Here is a 20,300-nt window from a genome sequence, read left to right as displayed (position 1 = left end):
CGCCCGCTCAGCAGGCGCGCGGTATCCGCTTGTAATCGGCCATCCGCAGGACGGAGGCGTCCACCCGTTCCATCGGCAACCGGCCGGCGGCCACCGCCTGTTCCAGCTGATCGAGGACCTGGCCGACGGCGTCGGTACTGATCCACAGCGCATTGTCCGCACCCGCCACCAGGGCGGCCTCCACAGCCTGCTCGATGGACAACCGCTCGGTGATCGCGGCCATTCCGCTCAGATCATCGGTGAAGATCACGCCGTCGAACGGAGCGGCCCCGTACCCGGAGCCTTCGCGCAGCAGGTTCATCACCTCCGGGCTGATACTGGCCGGGACACCGGGAGTCGTCAGCCCGGGGACATCGAGATGACCGACCATCACCGCCGAACCCGAATCGATCAGTTCGCGGAACGGCACCAGATCGCTGTCGCTCAGCTCCGACAGCGGCGGGACGGTCACGGCCCCCAGATGGGAATCGCCGGTGCTGGACCCGTGGCCCGGGAAATGTTTGAGGACGGTACCCAGACCGACTTCGTGCATGGCGCGGATATAGGCGTCGGCGTACCGGGTCACCTCCGCCGGATCGTCGGAGAACGAACGGTCACCGATCACCGAATCGTCGGGCTGGGAGCTCACATCGATATCGGGGGCGAAATCCACCGTGATCCCCAGGTCCTGCATGGCCCGCGCCCGGTCCAGTGTCGCGGTGTAGAACTCGTCGGGCGTCATGGTCTGCGCGGTCTCCCGGGCCGACGGGGCGGTCCCGATGAGGTTCCCGAGGCGCGACACCCGACCGCCCTCCTCGTCGGTGGTCACCATGAGCGGCGTTTTCGCCGCTGCCGTCACCTGCGTGAGCCCGCCGTCGGTGAGCATCGACTGATCGGTCCAGCTGCCGACGAAGATTCCGCCGACCTGATGGTCGCGAACCACCGCGAGCGCGTCGTCGGTACCGGTCACCCCCACGGTGATCAGCTGCGCGAGCTTCTCGCGAGTGGTGAACCGGCCCAGGTAGTCGGCGGCGCAGTCGCCCTCGGTCGTGGGCCCGGCCTCACCACTGGCCGCGACCCCGGGGGCGGTGGCGCCACCCGGGTTCGCGGTGGTCGTGGCACCGGAGCCGCCGCCGTCACCGCCGGAACAGCCGGTGAGGGCCACGGCGAACACCGCGAGCAGGACGAAAGGTATCTTCCGCATCGTTCGAAGGTAGTCCGCGCACCGCGGCCGTGAAACCTCGGCTCGGCAACCGCGCGGAGGTAATCTGGTAACACCGGTCAGGATTCCGCTCCGGAGGAGTCGTTATGCCCTGCGATCTGATGCTCATCGCCTACGACGGTTCCGAACACGCCAAACGCGCGATCGAATACGCCGGACGTTTCCTCGCCGCCGACCGCGCGGTGGTCGTCACCGCCTGGGAGCCGATGGTCCGTCAGGCGGCGCGTATCTCCGGGATCTCCGGCATGGTGCAACCGGAATGGGTGCCCGACGAGGAACTCGAGGACATCGCCTACACCACCGCCCGCGCCATCAACGACGAGGGCGTGCACCTGGCGGGACTGGCGGGACTGAACGCCGAGGCACGGACGCAGGAGTACGCCGCGAGTGCCTGGCAGGCGGTCGTCGAGGTCGCCGACGAACTCGACGTCGACATCATCGTGGCCGGCACCCGCGGCGCCACCGGATTGCGGGCGCTGGTGCACAGCAGTGTCGCCGACGCGGTGCTCAAACACTGCCACCGCCCGGTTTTCCTGGTACCGCCGGTGCAGCGCGCCGGTGACCGGCCGAACGGGCACAGCGATCACGCCGCGAGATAGCGGCACCGCGAACCGGACTACGGTCGGCATATGACCGGGTTCCTGCTGGCTCGACCCGACAGCGTGGTGCGCGGCACCGGGGTACGCGCCGTGCACCACGATCCGTGGCAGGCCGCCGCGGCGCTCCGTGACGGCTCCGCGACGGCGATCGCCGGAGCCCTGCCGTTCGACCCGCGCAAGGCGGCCGCGCTGGTGGAACCGGACGAGCTGATCGACACGGTGGGGTCGTGGCGGCCCGCCGCCCTCCCGGAACTGCCGGCCGTCCGGATCGTCGACCGGACTCCGGAGCCGGCCGAACACCGCGCGCGGGTGGCCCGGCTGGTGGACCTGCTGAACGAGCCCGGTGCCCGGCTGCGCAAGGTGGTGGCCGCCCGGTCGGTGCGCGTGGCGGCCGAAGGCGCCCTGGACCCCGAGGTGGTCGCCGGATACCTGCTGATCCGGCATCCGCGCGCGAATGTCTTCGCAGTCGATCTCACGCCCGCCGGGCACCCCGGTGCGATACTGCTCGGCGCGAGCCCGGAGCTACTGGTCCATCGCCGCGGCACAGCGGTGGAGTTGTACCCGCTGGCCGGCACCCTGCCCCGGCTCGCGGACCCGGCGGCCGATACGGCGCAGGCGGATCTGCTGGTGGCGAGCGCGAAGAACCACGCCGAACACGCGTTCGTCGTGGACTGGATCGCCGAACGGCTGGCCCCGGTCTGCACCGGCCTGTCGGTCCCCGAGCGGCCACGGCTCGTCGCAACCCACGATGTCTGGCATCTGGGCACCCCGATCCACGGGGTGCTACGGGAACCGGCCCCCAGTGCGCTCGAACTGGCCCTGCTGCTGCACCCGACCCCCGCGGTGTGCGGGACCCCGACCGCGGACGCCCTCGAGTACATCACCGGACACGAGGAGGACCGGGGTTTCTACGGTGGCGCTGTCGGCTGGTGCACCGCCGACGGTGACGGAACCTGGGTGGTGGCCATCCGCAGCGCGGAACTCGCGGCCGGCGGACGGGAGCTGCGCGCCTACGCCGGCGGCGGGATCGTCGCGGCCTCCGACCCGGGCGCCGAACTCGCCGAGACCACCGCCAAACTACGCACTCTGCTCGGCGCCCTCGATTGCCCCGTACCCCCCGGAGAAGCGTGAAAACCGCGGGTCCGGGCGGGTGCGCTCCGGCTGGGAGCCGACCGCGGTCGGTACCCGGCCGGCGGCAACCGTTAGGGTGAAACACCCGACGGTGCCTACCTCGACCCCGCCGGGCCTGCTAGGTTGGCCCAGATATCTGCCTGCTTCGAGTTTGGAGTGCTGCGATGAAGTTTGCTGTCCCCGGTGTCGCGAGTGCGGTCGGCGGCGCCCTGCTGGGCGCGATCGCGGTCTTCGCCATCACCGCCGCGCTGCAGCAGAACACCCGCCCCGAGGTCGACCGCAGTGGTAACGCGGACAGCTCGCTGCTGAACAGCGTCGAATACGGCAAGCGCTGAGACCCGGCCCGATCTCGTCCCGTCCCCGCCGGTTCCTTCCGGCGGGGACGGTAAACGCCTGACCCACGGTGCCCGTCCAGTCCGACCCCGTCGAACCCGCCGACGCGGCCCCACGCTCCGTCCCCGACGCCGCCCCCACCGCCGAGCTGGGCCGGCGGTGGTTCTTCGGGTCGGCTTTCGCCGCCTTCCTGCTGACCTTCCTGCAGGCCCCCGGTCTCACTGTCGCCGACACCAAATACGATCTCGCCGAGAATCCGCTCGGCTTCCTCACCCGCGCCGCCCACCTCTGGAGCAGCCAGGCCCCGATGGGCCAAGTCCAGAATCAGGCGTACGGCTATTTCTTCCCGCACGGCGCGTTCTTCGCCCTCGGTGATCTCCTGCAGCTGCCCGCCTGGATCACCCAGCGGGTCTGGTGGGCGCTGTTGCTGCTCGCCGGTTTCTGGGGCGTGGTCAAACTCTGTGAAACCCTCGGGATCGGCAGTCGCGGCTCGCGGGTCGTCGCGGCCGCCGCGTTCGCCCTCTCCCCGCGGGTACTGACCACCGTCGGCTCGATCTCCTCGGAGACCCTGCCGATGATGCTGGCGCCGTGGGTCCTGCTCGCCCCCGCCGCGCTCGGCACCGCCTACCGCCGGCACCGGCGCGGCGGAGCCCGCTCGCCCGCGGGTAGCGCCGTGGCATTGGCGCTGATGGGGGCAGTGAACGCGGTGGCGACGGTGGCCGCCTTCCTGCCCGCGTTGCTGTGGTGGGCGAGTTTCCGTCCCAACCGCACCTGGTGGCGGTTCACCCTGGCCTGGATTCCGCTGCTAGCGCTGGCGGTGGCCTGGTGGGCGGTACCGCTGCTGCTGCTCGGCCGGGTCAGCCCGCCGTTTCTCGACTACATCGAATCGTCCGGGGTCACCACACAGTGGGCTTCGCTGGGCGAGGTACTGCGCGGTACCGACAGCTGGACACCGTTCGTCTCCCCGGAGCGGATCGCGGGCGCGGTCCTGGTCACCCAGCCCGCGGCGGTGCTGGCCACCGGCCTGGTCGCCGCGGTCGGGATGGCGGGGCTCGCGCTGCCGTCGATGCCCTCCCGTGGGCGGCTGGTACTGATTCTCTGCGTCGGATTGACCGGCATCTGCGCCGGCTACGTCGGGCAATTGGGCGGACCGTTCGCCGAACCCATCCGGATCTTCCTCGACTCCGGTGGCGCGCCGCTGCGCAATGTCCACAAACTGGAGCCGCTGATCCGGCTGCCGCTGGTACTGGGCATCGCCCAGCTACTGGCCAAGGTGCCGCTGCCGGCATCGGTCCGTCCCGAGGTGTGGCGCGCGGCATTCGCCAACCCGCACCGGGACCGCCGGGTCGCGGTGGCCCTGCTGGTGCTCGCGGCTCTCGCGCTGTCCAGTTCGCTGGCCTGGACCGGCAAGCTCGCGCCGCGCGGCGCGTACGACAGGGTGCCCGCCTATTGGCAGCAGACCGCGGACTGGTTACACGACAATGCCGCCGATACCCGCGCGCTGGTCGTACCCGGCGCGCCCTTCGGCAGTCAGGTGTGGGGCCTGACCCGGGACGAGCCGCTGCAGGCGCTGGCCGAAACCCCGTGGGCGGTGCGTGACGCGGTTCCGTTGAATCCGCCCGGCACCATCCGGGCGATGGATTCGGTCCAGCGCCTGATCGCCGACGGTCGCCCGTCCGACGGACTGGCCGCCGCCCTGCGCGGGCAGGGAATCGGTGTCCTGGTGTTGCGCAACGACCTCGATCCGGACACCTCCCGTTCGACCAGACCGATGCTGGCGCACAGCGCGGTGGAGGGTTCGCCGGGCCTGCACAAGGTCGCCGAGTTCGGGAAACCGGTGGAAAACGATCCCGGCCGAGACGATTTCGTGGCCGACGCGGATCTGCGACCCGACTACCCCGCGGTGGAGATCTACCGGGTCGACGTACCGGCCCCGGGCGAACCCGCGGATGTGCGCGGCGGAACCGGTGCACCCGAACAATTCCCGGGTGCGTACACGGTTCCGCTCGAATCGGTTCCGGTGGTGCAGGGCGGGCCGGAGGTTCTGGAACGTCTGCACCGCGACCCCGCCACCTCGCACGAACCCACGCTGCTGGCTGCCGACGCCGCGGCGGCGGGACTACCGGCGAGCCCGGTCACGGTGACCGACACCCCGATGAACCGGGAAACCGATTTCGGCAAGGTCGACAACCACAGCTCCGCCCTGCGCGCGCCCGGCGACGAGCGCCGCACCCATAACCTGGTTCCCGACTACGACGTCCCGGGAGCCGAAACAGTGCAGGGCGGCTGGACCGGCGCGACCATCACCGCATCCGGTTCGGCGGCCGACGCCACGCAGATCGGGGGCGCTGCCCCCGGGAACTCGACGGCGGCCGCGGTGGACGGCGATCCGGCGACCGCCTGGATCAGCAATGCGGGCGAATACGCCCTGGGCCAATGGCTCCGGCTCGATCTCGACAAACCGTTCCGATCCGGATTGCTGCGCTTCACCACCACCCCCGCCGCCATCGGCGATCCGGTGAAATGGGTGGAGGTGCGGACCAACAACGGCAGTGTCTCGGCCCGCATCAGCGAACCCGGCGAACCGGTTTCGGTCGCGCTGCCGGTCGGTTCCACCGACTGGGTGAAGATCACCGCGATCCGCACCGAACGCGGCAGCACCGGCGGCCAGTTCGGCATCAGCGAACTGGGCCTGGACGACTACACCGTGCGCGAAGCCCCGGTTCCGGTCGATATCCGCCACCGGACCGTCCTGCCGCCGCCCCCGGCGGGCGCCGCCGTCACCGACTGGGATCTCGGTCAGGAATTCCCCGGTCGCAGCGCATGTTTCGACAGTCCCGACCGAGTCCGCTGCGCGAAAGGGCTGGCGCTGGCACCGGAGGAGCTGGGGCCGTTCGGGCGCACCCTCTCGGTTCCCGAGCCGGTCACCGTCGACCCGGTGCTCATGGTCCGCCCGCGACAGGGACCCGCGCTGGAGGCGCTGCTCACCGACCCGGCCCGGCCGGTGGCACGCGGTGCCTCCGATGTCGGCGACCTGCGCGGTTCCGCGTTCGCCGCCACCGACGGCGATCCGCGCACCAGCTGGACCGCGCCCGAGGACACGGTCCGTGACACGCTGGGACCCAAACCGTCCCTGACGATCGAACTGCCGGAACCCACGCTGGTGACCGGACTCGAACTGACCCCGTCCCTGGGCGGCCTACCCGCCGCGCCCACCTCCGTCACGGTGAATCTGGGCGACGGTCCGCAGGTCCGCGAACTCGAGGAACCCGACGAGGTCTCCCGGATCGATCTGCATCCCACGGTGACCGACCGGATCGAGTTGAACATCCGCAGCTGGGAATCCGTACTCGACCGGACCGCGCTCGGCTACCACCAGCCCCAGCCGCCCGGGCTCGCCGAGGTCGGCGTCCTGGGACCGCAGTATCCGCCGCCCGCCCCGGCGGACCGCACGGTGACCGTCGGCTGCGATAGCGGACCCACTGTCGCGGTGGGTGGTCGGCTGGTGCACACCAGCGTCACCGCCACAGTGGGCGAACTACGTTCCGGCAACCCGGTTCCCGCCCAGGTGTGTCCCGATCTGCCGCAGGACACCGAGGCGTTCCCGGCCACCGAACCCGGAGCCGTACAACCGGTCTCCCTCCCGGCGGGCGAGGTCGATGTCCTGGTCGCGCCGACCGAACTGTTCTTCGTCGACCGATTGCGTCTGGTGAACACCCCGCCGCCGGCCCCGTCCGCCGGTGCCGGCGCCCGGCTGCTGGCCCTCCCGCTGAGCACCAACGCCGGGTGGTCGGCCCATACCGCCGACGGCCGCGAACTCCGGCCGATCGTGGTCGACGGCTGGCGGCAGGGTTGGCTGTTACCGGCCGGCACGACCGGCCCGGTCACGGTCTCCTTCCCGATCGACAGCTGGTACCGGCTCGCCATCGGTGTCGGGCTGCTACTGCTGCTACCCCTCATCGCGCTCGCTGTTCCGCGGGGATCCCGGAGCCGCCCGGCCACACCCGCGCCGGGCGTGTGGTCACCACGGATACTCGCGACGCTCGGCCTGACAGCTGCGGCGACCCTGATCGCCGGGATCACCGGCACCGTACTCACCGTCACGGGTCTCGCGGCGCTACAGTTCGTGCCCCGGATTCCGCGACGCGTCCTCGCGGCGATCGCGGGCACCGGTACCGCTGTCTCGGCGGCCGCGCTGTCGACCGGCCCGTGGCGGATGCCGGGCGGTTATATGGGTGATTCGCTGTGGGTCCAGTTCCCGGCGCTGGTGGCGGTGGTGGCGGTCGGCCTGTCCGCGCTGCCGCGGATCAGGCGGGAGCCGGAAGCGGACGACGCGCCGCCGAACGGATGACCAGGGCCGCGACGAGAGTCGTGGTCACCGCCGCCACCGACGCGACCGTCGCGATCAGCTCGGTCACGCTGTTCGCCAGGGTCAGCACGAGGGTCACCTCCAGCACCAGCCCGGCCCAGGCGAGTCCGGCGAGCGCGGTACGTTTCACCGCGATGGCCGACAGCAGTGCGCCCTGGAGTACCGCCAGGATCGCGCCGTGCAACGCGAACAACCACAGCAATCCCTGGATCGGCGCGTAGTCCTGTCCCGCGAGCAGCGGGGCCAGCGGTGCAGCCACCGCCGCCCCCGCCACCGCGAACACCCCGATCCCGGACAGCACGGCGAGTGCCGACCGGACCGCCGAGCCCGACGAGGCCGGCTGCGCCATCCGCGGATACAGCACCACCCCGACCGCCTGCGGTAACCAGAACGCGATCTTGGTGGCGATGGTGCCCAGGGCGTATCGGCTCGCGTCGGTTTCGTCCAGCACGATCCGGACCACGATGAGATCCGCCGAGGACAGCGCCATCAACGCCGCCTGCACCTGCGCAGCCTGCAGCACCGCGAAAACCCCGGCGAGCCCGGCCGAGACGCTCGCCGCACCGTCGGGCACCGCCCCGGGGCCGTCCGCCGGTACCGGCCGGCCCGCCACCGTCCGGGCGTACACCGCGGCGGCGGCGATACCGCCGGCCGCGGCCCACAGCGCGGGGGTCGCGCCGCCACCGCAGGCCAGCACCACGAGCGCCGGCAGCACTTTGGCGATACCGGCGACCCCGAGCACCACGGCCAGCCCCCGGAAACGCCCCACCCCCTGCAGCACTCCCTGCTCGCCCGCCAGCACCACGAGCGCGGGCGCCGATCCCAGTGCCGCCGCCGATGCCGCGATGCCGACCTCGAGCACCGCGCTCACCACCGGCACCAGCACCACGACCGCCGCGGCCACCAGCAACGCGCACCGCAGGCGCAGCGCCCGGAGGGCGGAGATATCGGCCCCGTGTACGAGTTCGCGGGCCACCACGTTCTGCAACGCGAGCGCGGGCACCGCGCACAGCAGCTGCACCGCGAGCAGACTGGCGAATTCGCTGTAACCGGCCACGCCGAGCCAGCGCCCGGCCAGCAGCTGCAGCAGATAGCTCGCGATATTCGCGGTCATCGCCCCCGCGGTCACCAGGGTCATGTCCGCCACGGCGGGGAGACGGCGAACGAACTGCACGTGCGCAAGTGTCCCACCCGGCTCGGCACGGATACCGGTCCGCCCCGCCGCGCCGACCGGACGTAGGGTGACTGGCCGTGAGTGCGCAACGCGCAGGCCGGTGGACGGCACTGCTCCCGGCCGGATACAGCCTGCTGCTCACCCTCCTCATCACCGCCCCACTGCTGCGGCCGGGATACCTGCTGCTCCGCGATGCCGTGAGCACTCCGCGCTCCTATCCGACCGACGCCGCGCTCGGTCTCGGTGACGCCGCCCCGCGGGCGGTCCCCCAGGACGGGCTGCTCGCCGCGCTCTCCCCGGTGGTCGACGGCGGACTCATCGTGAAGGTCGTCCTGCTGGCCGCGCTGTGGGCCGCCGGCTACGGCGCCGCGGTACTCGTCCGGGAACTGCTCGGCGGCCCCGTCGTGGCGCAACTGGTCGCGACCACTCTCGTGATCTGGAACCCCTATATCGCGGAACGGCTTCTGCAGGGCCATTGGAGTCTGCTCGCCGGCTACGCCGCCCTGCCCTGGACGGCACTGGCCGCGTTGCGGCTACGCTCCGGCGGCGGCAGCCGGTTCGAGCGGGTCCGGAACTGGTCCGTCCTGGCCGGCTGCCTAGCGGCTGCCGGACTCACCCCCACCGGCGCCCTGCTGGCCGGAACGGTCGCCCTGCTGGTGGCGGGATGGCGGCGCGGTGCCGGAGTCCTGGCACTCGCCGCCGTTGCCAGCGCACCGTGGCTGGTCGCCACGGCTGCGTCCGGGGTCGCGGCCGAACCGTCCGATCCTGCCGGTGTCACGGCGTTCGCCGCCCGCGCGGAACCCTGGCTCGCCACGGTGGGCAGTGTGGCCGGGCTGGGCGGTATCTGGAACGCCGAGGCGGTACCGGTATCACGGACCACGCCGATCGCCGCTCTGGCGACGGTTCTGCTGCTGGTGATCGTCGCACTGGGTTTCCGGCGGGTGGTGGCGGCGGACGGCGATCCCGACCGCACCCGCGCCCGCCGAGTCCTGGTCGCGCTGGCCGGCGCGGCCGTACTCGGCCCGGCGCTCGCCGCGACCCCGGCCGGGCTGACCGCTATGAAGTGGCTGGTCGTCGAAGTACCCGGCGCGGGACTGCTGCGCGACACCCAGAAATTCGTCGCACTGGCCACACCCGGCTACGCCCTCTGCGCGGCCGCCGCGTGCCTCGGGCGGACCGGCCGCACCCGGAACAGCGCAGGCGACGACCCGGCCACCTCGGAGACCGCGACCGCCACCGATCCGGCACGCTGGTCACCGGCACTGGCCGCGCTGCTCATCGGCGCCCTCACTCTGCCCTTGCTCGACCTGGGCTGGGGCGTCGGCGGACAGCTGCGAGCGGTCCGTTATCCCGATTCCTGGCAAGAGATCGCCGAGCGGGTCGACGGACCCGGCGATATCGCGGTCCTGCCCGGTGGAATGTTCCGGCGCTTTCCCTACAGCGGTACCGCCCCGGTCCTGGACCCGGCACCCCGGATGCTGCCGCGCGATGTCCTGCAGACCGGCGCCTTGCCGGTCCACGATCTGACGGTGACCGGCGAAGGCGCTCGCGCGCAGATCGTGGAGGATCTGCTTCTCGAAGGCGGTCCGGCGGACCGGCTGGCCCAGCTCGGGGTCGGCTGGGTCCTCGTCGAACGGGATACGCCGGGCCCGCTCGGGAACTCCGCGGCGACCCTGGCTCAGCTGCGGCCGGTGCACAGCACCGGCGATCTGGTGCTCTACCAGGTCCATGGTGTGACGCCCCGCGCTGCCCCGGTGCACCGATCATTCGTGATCGGTGCGCATATCCTGTGGGTGTCGCTCGTGGCGCTGCTCGCCGTCGGCCTGTTCGGCGCTGCGCCCGACCGCGCCCGGCGCTGAAGCTCGAGTACCGGGTGCAGCTCAAGACGCGGCGGGGCCATCCCGATAGATGGTGCGGTTGCGGTGGACGTAGTCCAGTCGCTCGAGTGCGCCGTCGATGGCGTCATCGCTGAATCGGAGGTCTTCGAGAGCGCTGCCCATCCAGTCCGGCGTGATCCCGTCAGCGGAGTCGAGAACAGTCCGCGGGAACTGTTCACCGGCCCACTCGTCGATGAACGGCGAATAGAGCCCGAAGTCCGTACCGTCTTCCTCGTACTCTTCTCCGCTCCCGCGTAGTGGGTCCGGCGATTCGGGAAAGCTGTGGCCCAGGTCGTAGACGACCAGGTCGTCGTCGGGATGATGTTCGATGTCGCCGTCATGTCTGGGCCGGAAATTACCCTTGCTGCCGTCGGCATTGCCGATCAGAAAGTGCCCCATCGCGGTTTCGGCCCGCTGGACTTCGAGATAGGCCGTCGCGGACTTGCCCCGTTTCAGCGGAACGTACAGTTGCGCCATTCCGGGCCCATGAGGGCCGTCGACCAGCGCGCTGGGTGGCACGCGGGTGGGCGCGAGGCGCTCGAACACGCGGTAGCCGGCGACTTCTCGGATCGCCAGCTGGCCATTTTCGTGCGGAAGCCAGTTGTTGTCGCCATAGAACTCCTGATGCGACGGTTTGTAGATGTAGAGCACCCCGTCTGGGTCACGGGTGATCCAGACCCCGTTAGAGGTCGGTCGCAGCATGCCCGACAGCTCGTCGTCGATCGTCAGTCGACGTGTGCCGACATGACGTTCGAGTGGGCTCTGGGTGAACGGGCCGAACCTGTCACTGGGCGCGATCGCACCCCGCGCGCCCGGTCGCGACAGCGACCGCTCGTCGAAAAGCGCGCTGCCCACTCGCTCACCCTCGGGCAGATCTCGCGCCGAGGAGCGGAGTCCGAGACCGAGACTGTGCTGTAAGTGCGCGTATTTCGCGGCCGCCGCACTGGTGGCGCGTTCCAGACGCAGGGCGACGTCGTCGACGACGGCGGTCCACGGCCCGAGCCCACTCATCTGACTACTACCGATCCCACCGGTAGTCGACCGGCATCGCCGTCGGAGCGATCCACTGCCGTCGATTCGTGAGCTCGCAGATACCCGGCCATGTGCACCGACTCTTCACTCCCCGGGGCTTTCATCGACTACGGCGCAGTAACTCATCCTCCGTGGTTGCAGCACAGCTTCCAGGAATATCCGCCCCTCCTGCGGGGTGACCGGCCGCGACCGCCCACGCATTCGTAGCCCGCGGTCGAACCACTCCTGTGCTGTCGGGCAGCCGTCGGGCTCTTTCAGGATCAAGTCCACTGTTCCGGATTCGCGCAACCTGAACTCGGCTACACGTTCGAACGCCACGCCGACCAGTTCATAGACGGCGACCACCGACACTCGACTCTCGGTCACCCGGGGCAGCCTTCCTCGATCCGGTTCGCCGGTGGTTCGGTCAGGCTCCTACCGTGAGTTCGGCGGGCACCGAGGCAACCGGCGTTTCTTCCCCGGGCGAGATGAGTCCACTGACCCGCTCCCCCACCGCGGCCGCCGCCAGCACCCGGTGCACGCCGGCGGCGGTGTGCTCCCAGGAGAACTCGCGGGCGCGGGCGCGGGCCTTCTCGCCCATGATCGTGCGGGCGGCCGCGTCGTCCAGGAGCTCGCCGACGATCTCGGCCAGTTGATCGGCATCGTCGGCGAGTACGCCGGTCACCCCGTCGACAATCGAATCGGTGAGACCGCGGGAGGACCGGTAACCGACGGTCGGTACCCCGTGCTGGGCGGCCTCGATCACCGCCAGGCCCCAGCCCTCCTTACGGGAGGGCAGGACGTGCACCCACGCGCGGGAGAGCAGTTCGTGTTTCCGCCCCTCGTCGACGTGACCGTGGAAGGTCACCGCGTCGGCGATGCCGAGCGCCGCGGCCTGATCCCGCAGTTTGTCGGCCCACCAGCCGTCACCGATCACGTCCAGCCGGACTCCGGGGATCCGGGTCCGCAGCCGGGCGACCGCGGTGAGCGCGTCCTCGATCTGTTTGTGGGGAACGAGCCGGGACAACACCACCACCCGGGGTTCGGGTGAGCGCACGGCCGCGATTCCGGTGGGTACATGGGCGGGGACCGCTTCGGCTCCGTTGCGGACCACCGCGATCCGCGACTGTTCGACACCCAGCGTCGCCAACTCCTCGGCCGAGGGCAGCGAGACGGTGAGGTACTGGTCGGCCCGGTGCACCCGGGGCGAGAGCACCGATTCGATCCACCAGCCGATCCGCCCCACCAATCGGCCCGCCACCGGCCACTGCTCCCGGTGCCCGTGGTGGACCAGCACGATCGAGGGCACACCCGACACCAGCCGGGCGAAGAAAGGGATCCCGTTCTGCGTATCGATCACGGCTTCGGGCCGGATATCGCGCAGCGGTCCGAGGCCGACCCGGCCCAGCGCGATCGCGGCCAGCGCCCGCGGATACACCGAGAACCGGCCACCGCCCCGGCTGATATCGATACCGTCGATCCGCTCCCGCTTCGGCGCGCCCGGATAGCGGGCGGTACGCAGCGTCACCTTCACCCCGCGGGCTGCGAGTTGCGCGCCGACCTGTTCGAGGTACCGCTCGCTGCCGCCGCCCTGTGGATGACCGGTATCACGCCAGCAGAGCAGAAGTACTTCGCGCACGTGGGACTTCTCCGGTCGGCTCGGGTCCCGTGGACGGGACATGGGCATCGCGGTACACCTTAACGCTCGGGCGGGTCCGGCAAGTCGCCCACCTGCGTGTCCATTCGATATCGAAGACCGGTCACCGGGGTTTCCCGGCTGCGGAATCTGTCAGCTGTCACAATATGCGAGACTCGGCATCGTGCTCGACGCCGAGGAATCTCCTGTGGACCGGACAACGTCGGCGGCGGGCGGTGGAATCGTCACCGCGGCCCGGTCCCGTCGCGAGCCGGACGACTCCGCCGGTCCGGCCGCGCCCCGATCGAAGCCGAATCGTTTCCGGTTCGCGCGCCGGGCCACGGTGCGCCGGTCGCTGCGCCTGCTGCACAGTTTCCGGTTCGAGCAGACCGACCCCGCCCGGTTCTACGGCGGTATCGCCACCGACAGCGCCGATATGCTCGCCGATTTCTATGCCGATCTCACCGGCCGCGATCTCACCGGCGCCACTGTGCTCGACGTGGGCGGCGGCCCCGGCTATTTCGCCGACGAATTCGCTCGGGCGGGTGCCCGTTATATTCCGGTGGAACCCGATCCTTCGGAGATGCACGCCGCCGGTATCTCGGTACCGGCCGCGGTCCGCGGTTCCGGAATGGCCCTGCCGTTCCGTGACGACGCGGTCGATATCTGTTTTTCGTCGAATGTGGCCGAGCATGTACCGGATCCCTGGCGGATGGCCGACGAGATGGTGCGGGTGACCAGGCCCGGTGGGATGATCGTGCTCTCCTACACGGTCTGGCTCGGCCCGTTCGGGGGTCACGAGACCGGGCCCTGGCACTATCTCGGCGGGGAGTACGCGGCCCGCCGGTATCGGCGCCGGACCGGTAAGGAGCCGAAGAACCGGTTCGGCATCTCCCTGTTCGCTGTCCGGGCCGCCGACGGTATGCGCTGGTCGCGGCGCGCACCCGCGCACATTCGCGTACTCTTCCCGCGCTACCACCCACGATGGGCCTGGTGGCTGGTGCGCGTACCCGGCATTCGGGAGCTATTGGTGAGCAATCTGGTGGTGGTCGCGAGCAAACCCGGCTGATCTACAGCGCCACCTGGGCGCGGCTGCGCCCGATCCGGTGGCGCCAGCCGCTGCGGACCACCGGTTCGGCTCGAGTCCACGGGGATTCCTGAATCGCCAGCCCGACGGTTTCGAGGGTGGTGAGCCCCACCAGATCGGCCAGTCCGCCGACCATCGCCACCGCCTCGGCGGCCTGTATGGCCGCTATCGCCTGCTCTGTGGTCAGGGTCCGTCCCGGTAGGAAGGAAACGACCCACCCGCCGCTGCCGACGCTTTTCGCCTGATGGTCGGTCCGGTCGCTGGTCATCAACGCCCGATCGATCACTTGCACCGCCATGAACACCTCTCCCAATCGCGGGTATTCGGTTCGATGAATGGAGCGAGCTGATATCTGGCTAACATCATGCGCCTTCCAGCAACAAAACGCAATAGTGCGTTCGATGAAATACGTACCGGGAGGTCGGATTTCGGCTCGACAGCCATCTGAGACGATCCGGAACGGGAGCGTGATTCCACGAACGAATCCGCGAGTTCGGTTCGCGCACAGCGCAACACCCGCACAGGCCGAAAGTTTTTCACAGGCCGGTGTTTCCGCCGCGCAGAAACGCCGCGGGCGCGAAAGAACACTTATCGCAGACGATCTCGCGAGCCGCGGCGGAACAATTCGGGTAGCGAACTAATCGGTAGCCGGCAACGCACGCAGTACGGGCTGTTCACCACCGGTCAGCGGATCGTCGACCACCTCGACGCACCAACCGTCCGGAAGCGCCGATTGCAGCCGGCCCGCGACACGGTGCAGGGGTGTACTCACCGCGGTATCGGTGGAGAGTACCGGGGGGACATATCCGTCGGCCATATTCCAACCACCTCTCGAGGGTGATCGGCTCGGTCACGAACAGCTACGGGCATGAGCCGATCGGGCGTTTTCGAACGGTCCAATCGGGAGTGCGCGGTCGTGCGATCCACTACGCCTCCAGACTAGGGCACCCGACCTCGTCCGACACGCGCCCGTCCGGGCTGCGGCCCGGGCCGCAATACACCCGTGACCCGCGGCGAACCAGAGATTCGCCGCGGGTCACGGGTGGGAGTTCATGCACGTCACCCGGGCAGCACCCGGATGAGCGCGGTCGTCACTGCACGCGCTGTTTGAGCGCCTCGAACTCGTCGCGCACGCCCGAAGGCAGTTTGTCGCCGACGAACTCGAACCATTCCTCGATGAGCGGGATCTCGGACCGCCATTCGTCGACATTCACCGCGAGCGCGGCGTCGACATCGGCAGCTTCCACGTCGAGACCGGCCAGATCCATCTGGGCCGCGGTCGGCACATGACCGATCGCGGTGCTCTCGGCCTCGGCCGAACCCTCGATCCGGCCGACGATCCACTCCAGAACCCGGGAGTTCTCGCCGAAGCCCGGCCACAGGAAACGGCCGTCGTCACCGCGCCGGAACCAGTTCACGTAGAAGATCTTGGGCAGTTTCGCCGAATCGGCGTTCTTGCCCAGGTCGATCCAGTGACCCAGGTAGTCGCCCACGTGGTAGCCGAGGAACGGCAGCATGGCCATCGGGTCGCGGCGCACGGTGCCGACCTTGCCCTCGGCGGCCGCGGTCTGCTCCGACGACAGCGTGGCGCCCATGAACACGCCGTGCTGCCAGTCGAAGGACTCGGTCACCAGCGGCACCGTGGTCTTGCGGCGACCGCCGAACAGGATCGCCGAGATCGGCACACCCTGCGGATCGTCCCATTCCGGGGCCAGCGTCGGGCACTGCGACATGGGGGTGCAGTACCGGGAGTTGGGATGCGCGGCCAGCGTCTCGGTATCCCGCAGGTACCAGTCGTTGCCCTTCCAGTCGATCAGATGGTCGGGCTCGCCTTCCAGGCCCTCCCACCACACATCGTTGTCGTCGGTACGCGCGACATTGGTGTAGACGGTGTTACCGGCCTCCAGCGTCTCCATGGCGTTGGGGTTGGAGGAGCGGTTGGTACCGGGCGCGACACCGAAGAACCCGAACTCCGGGTTCACCGCGTAGAGGCGGCCGTCCTTGCCGAACCGCATCCAGGCGATATCGTCGCCGAGGGTTTCCGCTCGCCAGCCCGGCACTGTCGGCTGGATCATGGCGAGGTTGGTCTTACCGCAGGCGCTGGGGAAAGCTGCCGCGATGTAGTAGGCCTTGTTCTCCGGGGAGATCAGCTTGAGGATCAGCATGTGCTCGGCCAGCCAGCCCTCGTCGTGGGCCATGGCCGAGGCGATCCGCAGCGAATAGCACTTCTTGCCGAGCAGCGCGTTCCCGCCGTAGCCGGAACCGTAGCTCCAGATCTCGCGATCCTCGGGGAAGTGGGTGATGTACTTGGTGTCGTTGCACGGCCACGGCACATCGGCCTGGCCCTCGGCCAGTGGCGCGCCCACCGAGTGCAGCGCCTTCACGAAGGGCCGATCCGTGCCCAGCAACTCCAGCGCGGCCCGCCCCATGCGGGTCATCACCCGCATCGACACCACGACGTATTCCGAATCGGTGATCTCGACACCCAGCTTCGGGTCGTCGGCACCGAGGGGGCCCATGCAGAACGGCACCACGTACATGGTGCGGCCCTTCATCGAGCCCCGGTAGAGCTCGGTCATGGTGGCCCGCATCTCGGCGGGATCCACCCAGTTGTTCGTCGGCCCGGCGTCGGCGGCGGACTTCGAACAGATGAAGGTGCGCGATTCGACCCGGGCCACGTCGGAAGGATCGGATAAAGCCAGGAACGAGTTCGGCTTCTTCTTCTCGTCGAGCTTGCGGAACGTGCCCGCCTCGACGAGCTGGGTGGTGAGCCGGTCCCATTCCGCGTCGGAACCGTCCGCCCAGACGACTCGCTCCGGCTGAGTCAGTTCGGCGACCTCCTGAACCCAGGCGAGCAGTTCGCTGTGTTCGGTCGGCGCGGTGCCGTCGGATCCACGAAGACCGGGAATGGTCGCTGAGGTCATGAAATTTCTCCTGAAATGGGCGGCGAAGGTTGTCTCCGCCCTGGCCCTTGGGCCCGTGACCAGCGCGAAAACACCTAGCGCCACCATTGGCGGGTAAGGCCTCCGCAACGGTCCATCCTGTGCACCGCCGGATCGAGGCAGTGTACTCAGGGCGAAGCGGACGCCCAGGTTCCTGTCTAGAGGTTAACGCGGTATTGCGCCCCCTATGGAATCGGGTTGCCGATCAATAGGGGTGGACAAACTAATTTCCGGAAGCGGGTGTCCACTGCTCCAGTATCCGCCTGTCGCGGGCGCAGGCGGCGAGCCGGCCGGGTTGTCCGGTGGTGGCGCGGCGCAATGCCGTCTCCAGTTCGGCGACCCGGCGATCCACATCCACCATGCCCGCCGCCGCGGCCCGCACCATTTCGTCGGACAACTCGGATTCGGTCTCCACCAGCGCGGTCACCGCCCGCTGTTCGAGCTGGGCTTTCACATTCGCGACCGCGTCGACGACCCATTGCCGCAGATGATCGCGGTCGGCGAGCTGACGGCGGGCCCGCACCACCCACGCGGCGGCGCCCGCACCGAGCAGCAGCGTGACCGGGACGCTCGCCGCGTCGAGCGCCGGGACGAGCGCCAGTGGCGACACCATCAGGCGTCCCAACCCGACTCCCGCCGAGGCGCCCAGCACGATCATGAGGTGATCTTCGACACCCCCCTGTCTGGGTTGCGGATCAGGGCCGAGCGTGGGTGCGGGCTCGTACCGCAGGGCGGGCGCGCCCTGCGGTGGTGCCACGCTGGCGGGGTGCGCGGCGGCCGCCCGCACCCGCAGTTCGGTCAGCCGGGCGGCGATATCGCTGTCCACCGTCGCGGTCAGTTGCACGACGGCCTGCCGCAATCGCTCCGGGAAAGCCCGGCGGCCCGCCCGGTCCATACTGTCCAGTTCTGCGCGGGCCTCGGTATGCAGCGCCCGGACCCGCGAGCCGACCTGGGTGAGCAGATCGACCCGGGCCAGATTGATCTGCGCGCGCAGCGTGGACACCGCTACCGCGCGCCCCCCGTCGCGGTCGGCCAGCAACCGGGCCCGTTCCGCACGCAGCGACTCCGTCTCCGAACCCGACCGCAGCAGCGTCTCCTCCTGCGCAATGCGCTCCCGGGTTCCGGCGACGACCTGCGCGACCGCCGTCGCGCGGCGCGCACTCGCGGTCGCGTCGTCGGTGGTGAGCGCGATCAACCGGGCATGCAGTGCGGCGAGCCCGGACCGATCGAGCAGCGTCGAATCGGACCCGGTGCGGGCGGCCATCGCCAGACGAGCCGAAACCGGCACGATCTCGCAACCCAGATCCGCGGCGGCCAGCAGTTCGGCGCTGCGGTCGCGGACCAGCCGCCAGTCCTTGTGGGCGTGGGTGCCGTTCAGCACCAGCAGCACCCGGGCCCCCTCGGCGCTCAGCCGGCGCACGGTATCCAGTTCCGCGGCGCCGATCACCACCCCGGCATCCAGGATCAACAGCATCACCGTGCCCGGCACCGCGCTCACCCACGGATCGGCGGTCGGAGCGCTCAGTTCGACCCGCGGTTCGAGGCGGGTCAGCTCGGTGCGCAACAGCGCGGTGTTCGCATCGTCGGCGCCGATCAATGCGACCGCCGCGGCGGAGCCGGTCGCCGAGATCGTGCGCAGCAAGGCCATACCCTGCGGATTCCAGCGCGCCACCACCTCGGCGACCGGGTCGGGCAGTCCGGATTCCGGGGATACCTGCTCCGCGGCGGTTTCCGGAAGACCCACCGGTGCCTCCGTCGGGCGCCGGTCAGAGCCCGACACTGCTCATCCGTTCCCACATCCGGACATATCCGTTGTGGACCCGGACGGCCGCGCGGCGCGCGGCCGGCGACATCTCACCGGCCACCACCGCGCGCCACCGGACGGCACGCGTCAGGGCGTCGTCGGCATCCTCGGGTTCGGGCCGGGGGTAGCCCGCGGCCAGATGAGCGACCTCGGGGTCGACCAGACCGCCGCACAGGGCGAGCCATCGCGCCTCGTCGGTGTCCAGGTATTCGGTGATCAACGCCCGCGCCCGGCCACGCCCGTGCGGTACCGCGCGCGCCGCCAACCGGGTCAGGTCGTCGATCAGCGCGCCGGCCCGCCGGGATACCGCCTGCTGGTAGCGCTGTCCGAGCAGCCGCGCCACCGGATCGATCCCGCTGGCGGTGTGCAAGATCTGCAGCACGGTCGGCGGCGCGAGTTCCGGTTCGCGTTCCAGGGCGGCCAGTACGCAGGCGAGTCCGTACAGGTCCCAGTGTTCGAGCAATTCCGCACGTTCGGCGGTATCCGGGCCCGCGGTGGGGGAGACGAACGCCTCGGCGGATACCGTCGCCGCGCTACCGGATTGCGCCAACCGGCGCAGCAGTGCCAGGTCGGTTTCCCGGAAGGCACCGGAAACGGTCCGCGCGGCCAGCGATCCGACCACCGGGAAGGCGGGGAGGCCGAATTCCCGGCCGAACCGGCGGGCCGCCTCCACCGCGTCGGCCCAGCCGGTGCCGATCGCATCTGCCTTGTTCAGCACGAGGATCGTGCGTTCCGGGCGCAGCGACGCAAGAATTCGGCGGTCCCCCGGCGACGGGGTACTGGCCAGGACGTAGACGACGATATCGGCATCCAGCACCGGATCGGGGAACCCCGGTTCGTCCACCGGGGCGGTCTCCACCCCCGGCTGCAGGCCGAGCGCGCCGGCCACCGTGCTCCGCCCGGCCCGGGTGCGTCCGGTGATCTGTGCGCGGGGCAGGGTCCGCCAGCGCTGCACCGCCACCTCGATACCGCCGGCGATCCCCGCGTCCGCACCGTCGCCCATTCGGAGCGTGGAGATCAGCCGGTCCAGCGGATCCCCTGCCCCCACCTCACGCATATATCCGTCCGATCCCTCTACTGACGACACCCGCCCGCCCCCTTCTTCCGGTGCGCATTCTGTCAGAACCGGGGCCGCG

The 20,300-nt window shown here is 70.1% G+C and carries 16 protein-coding genes; 6 read left to right on the top strand and 10 right to left on the bottom strand.

Translation table 11 applies throughout. The features are described 5' to 3' along the window. Positions 1–7: 7 nt before the first annotated feature. Positions 8–1,183 carry a glycoside hydrolase family 3 N-terminal domain-containing protein gene (locus ACWCPQ_RS26800; protein WP_449903736.1) on the bottom strand — a complete coding sequence of 392 codons (1,176 nt, stop codon included), beginning with the start codon at positions 1,181–1,183 and terminating at the stop codon, positions 8–10. Positions 1,184–1,287: 104 nt separating this feature from the next. On the opposite strand from ACWCPQ_RS26800, the gene ACWCPQ_RS26795 reads away from it, so the two are divergent. The 4 genes from ACWCPQ_RS26795 (at position 1,288) to ACWCPQ_RS26780 (ending at position 7,615) form a co-directional block, all read left to right on the top strand. Then, positions 1,288–1,800, top strand: a complete 513-nt coding sequence (locus ACWCPQ_RS26795; RefSeq protein WP_449903734.1) for a universal stress protein — start codon at positions 1,288–1,290, stop codon at positions 1,798–1,800. A gap of 30 nt (positions 1,801–1,830) precedes the next feature. Continuing rightward, positions 1,831–2,931 (top strand): isochorismate synthase, encoded by a 1,101-nt coding sequence (locus ACWCPQ_RS26790; RefSeq protein WP_449903732.1) that lies wholly within the window; start codon positions 1,831–1,833, stop codon positions 2,929–2,931. 164 nt (positions 2,932–3,095) lie between these two features. Beyond that, entirely contained in the window at positions 3,096–3,266 is a 171-nt protein-coding gene (locus ACWCPQ_RS26785; RefSeq protein ID WP_449903731.1) for a DUF2613 domain-containing protein, read from the top strand. Positions 3,267–3,412: 146 nt separating this feature from the next. After that, complete coding sequence (locus tag ACWCPQ_RS26780; RefSeq protein WP_449903800.1) at positions 3,413–7,615, top strand: alpha-(1->3)-arabinofuranosyltransferase; 4,203 nt, start codon at positions 3,413–3,415, stop codon at positions 7,613–7,615. Here the strand turns inward: ACWCPQ_RS26780 and ACWCPQ_RS26775 are convergent. Further along, on the bottom strand, positions 7,572–8,747 hold the full coding sequence (locus tag ACWCPQ_RS26775) for a polysaccharide biosynthesis protein (protein ID WP_449903798.1): 1,176 nt from the start codon (positions 8,745–8,747) through the stop codon (positions 7,572–7,574). The two genes, ACWCPQ_RS26780 and ACWCPQ_RS26775, sit on opposite strands and share 44 nt — an antisense overlap. Positions 8,748–8,884: 137 nt before the next feature. On the opposite strand from ACWCPQ_RS26775, the gene ACWCPQ_RS26770 reads away from it, so the two are divergent. Then, positions 8,885–10,666 carry a hypothetical protein gene (locus ACWCPQ_RS26770; protein WP_449903728.1) on the top strand — a complete coding sequence of 594 codons (1,782 nt, stop codon included), beginning with the start codon at positions 8,885–8,887 and terminating at the stop codon, positions 10,664–10,666. Between the two features lie 21 nt (positions 10,667–10,687). Here ACWCPQ_RS26770 and ACWCPQ_RS26765 read toward each other — a convergent pair whose 3' ends face one another. The 3 genes from ACWCPQ_RS26765 to ACWCPQ_RS26755 all read right to left on the bottom strand — a co-directional run bounded on the left by ACWCPQ_RS26765 (position 10,688) and on the right by ACWCPQ_RS26755 (position 13,334). Then, entirely contained in the window at positions 10,688–11,539 is an 852-nt protein-coding gene (locus ACWCPQ_RS26765) for a hypothetical protein (protein WP_449903726.1), read from the bottom strand. A 261-nt stretch (positions 11,540–11,800) separates the two neighbouring features. Continuing rightward, complete coding sequence (locus tag ACWCPQ_RS26760) at positions 11,801–12,082, bottom strand: hypothetical protein (RefSeq protein ID WP_449903724.1); 282 nt, start codon at positions 12,080–12,082, stop codon at positions 11,801–11,803. A 40-nt stretch (positions 12,083–12,122) separates the two neighbouring features. Then, on the bottom strand, positions 12,123–13,334 hold the full coding sequence (locus ACWCPQ_RS26755) for a glycosyltransferase family 4 protein (protein WP_449903721.1): 1,212 nt from the start codon (positions 13,332–13,334) through the stop codon (positions 12,123–12,125). Positions 13,335–13,674: 340 nt separating this feature from the next. On the opposite strand from ACWCPQ_RS26755, the gene ACWCPQ_RS26750 reads away from it, so the two are divergent. Then, positions 13,675–14,400: a class I SAM-dependent methyltransferase gene (locus tag ACWCPQ_RS26750; RefSeq protein ID WP_449903796.1), complete on the top strand. Its 726-nt coding sequence runs from the start codon at positions 13,675–13,677 to the stop codon at positions 14,398–14,400. Position 14,401: 1 nt separating this feature from the next. Here ACWCPQ_RS26750 and ACWCPQ_RS26745 read toward each other — a convergent pair whose 3' ends face one another. The 5 genes from ACWCPQ_RS26745 to ACWCPQ_RS26725 all read right to left on the bottom strand — a co-directional run bounded on the left by ACWCPQ_RS26745 (position 14,402) and on the right by ACWCPQ_RS26725 (position 20,251). Next, positions 14,402–14,716, bottom strand: coding sequence for a hypothetical protein (locus ACWCPQ_RS26745; RefSeq protein ID WP_449903719.1), 315 nt, complete (start codon positions 14,714–14,716; stop codon positions 14,402–14,404). Positions 14,717–15,055: 339 nt separating this feature from the next. Further along, entirely contained in the window at positions 15,056–15,235 is a 180-nt protein-coding gene (locus ACWCPQ_RS26740; protein WP_449903716.1) for a hypothetical protein, read from the bottom strand. 274 nt (positions 15,236–15,509) lie between these two features. Beyond that, positions 15,510–17,342 (bottom strand): phosphoenolpyruvate carboxykinase (GTP), encoded by a 1,833-nt coding sequence (locus ACWCPQ_RS26735; RefSeq protein ID WP_449903714.1) that lies wholly within the window; start codon positions 17,340–17,342, stop codon positions 15,510–15,512. Positions 17,343–17,583: 241 nt separating this feature from the next. Continuing rightward, on the bottom strand, positions 17,584–19,104 hold the full coding sequence (locus ACWCPQ_RS26730) for a hypothetical protein (RefSeq protein ID WP_449903712.1): 1,521 nt from the start codon (positions 19,102–19,104) through the stop codon (positions 17,584–17,586). Between the two features lie 22 nt (positions 19,105–19,126). Beyond that, a complete protein-coding gene (locus ACWCPQ_RS26725; protein ID WP_449903710.1) occupies positions 19,127–20,251 on the bottom strand; it encodes a hypothetical protein in 1,125 nt (374 codons plus the stop codon). Between the last annotated feature and the right edge of the window lie 49 nt (positions 20,252–20,300).

This window comes from Nocardia sp. NPDC001965, assembly GCF_053594175.1.
The sequence above is the reverse complement of the archived record's forward strand: the minus strand, read 5'-3'. Positions and strand labels throughout refer to the sequence as shown.

Excerpts from the sequence above, each read along its gene's own strand:
- ACWCPQ_RS26775 (WP_449903798.1), bottom strand. The coding sequence starts at position 8,747 with ATGACCGCGAATATCGCGAGCTATCTGCTGCAGCTGCTGGCCGGGCGC.
- ACWCPQ_RS26785 (WP_449903731.1), top strand. The coding sequence starts at position 3,096 with ATGAAGTTTGCTGTCCCCGGTGTCGCGAGTGCGGTCGGCGGCGCCCTG.
- ACWCPQ_RS26745 (WP_449903719.1), bottom strand. The coding sequence starts at position 14,716 with ATGGCGGTGCAAGTGATCGATCGGGCGTTGATGACCAGCGACCGGACC.
- ACWCPQ_RS26790 (WP_449903732.1), top strand. The coding sequence starts at position 1,831 with ATGACCGGGTTCCTGCTGGCTCGACCCGACAGCGTGGTGCGCGGCACC.
- ACWCPQ_RS26800 (WP_449903736.1), bottom strand. The coding sequence starts at position 1,183 with ATGCGGAAGATACCTTTCGTCCTGCTCGCGGTGTTCGCCGTGGCCCTC.
- ACWCPQ_RS26740 (WP_449903716.1), bottom strand. The coding sequence starts at position 15,235 with ATGGCCGACGGATATGTCCCCCCGGTACTCTCCACCGATACCGCGGTG.
- ACWCPQ_RS26795 (WP_449903734.1), top strand. The coding sequence starts at position 1,288 with ATGCCCTGCGATCTGATGCTCATCGCCTACGACGGTTCCGAACACGCC.
- ACWCPQ_RS26735 (WP_449903714.1), bottom strand. The coding sequence starts at position 17,342 with ATGACCTCAGCGACCATTCCCGGTCTTCGTGGATCCGACGGCACCGCG.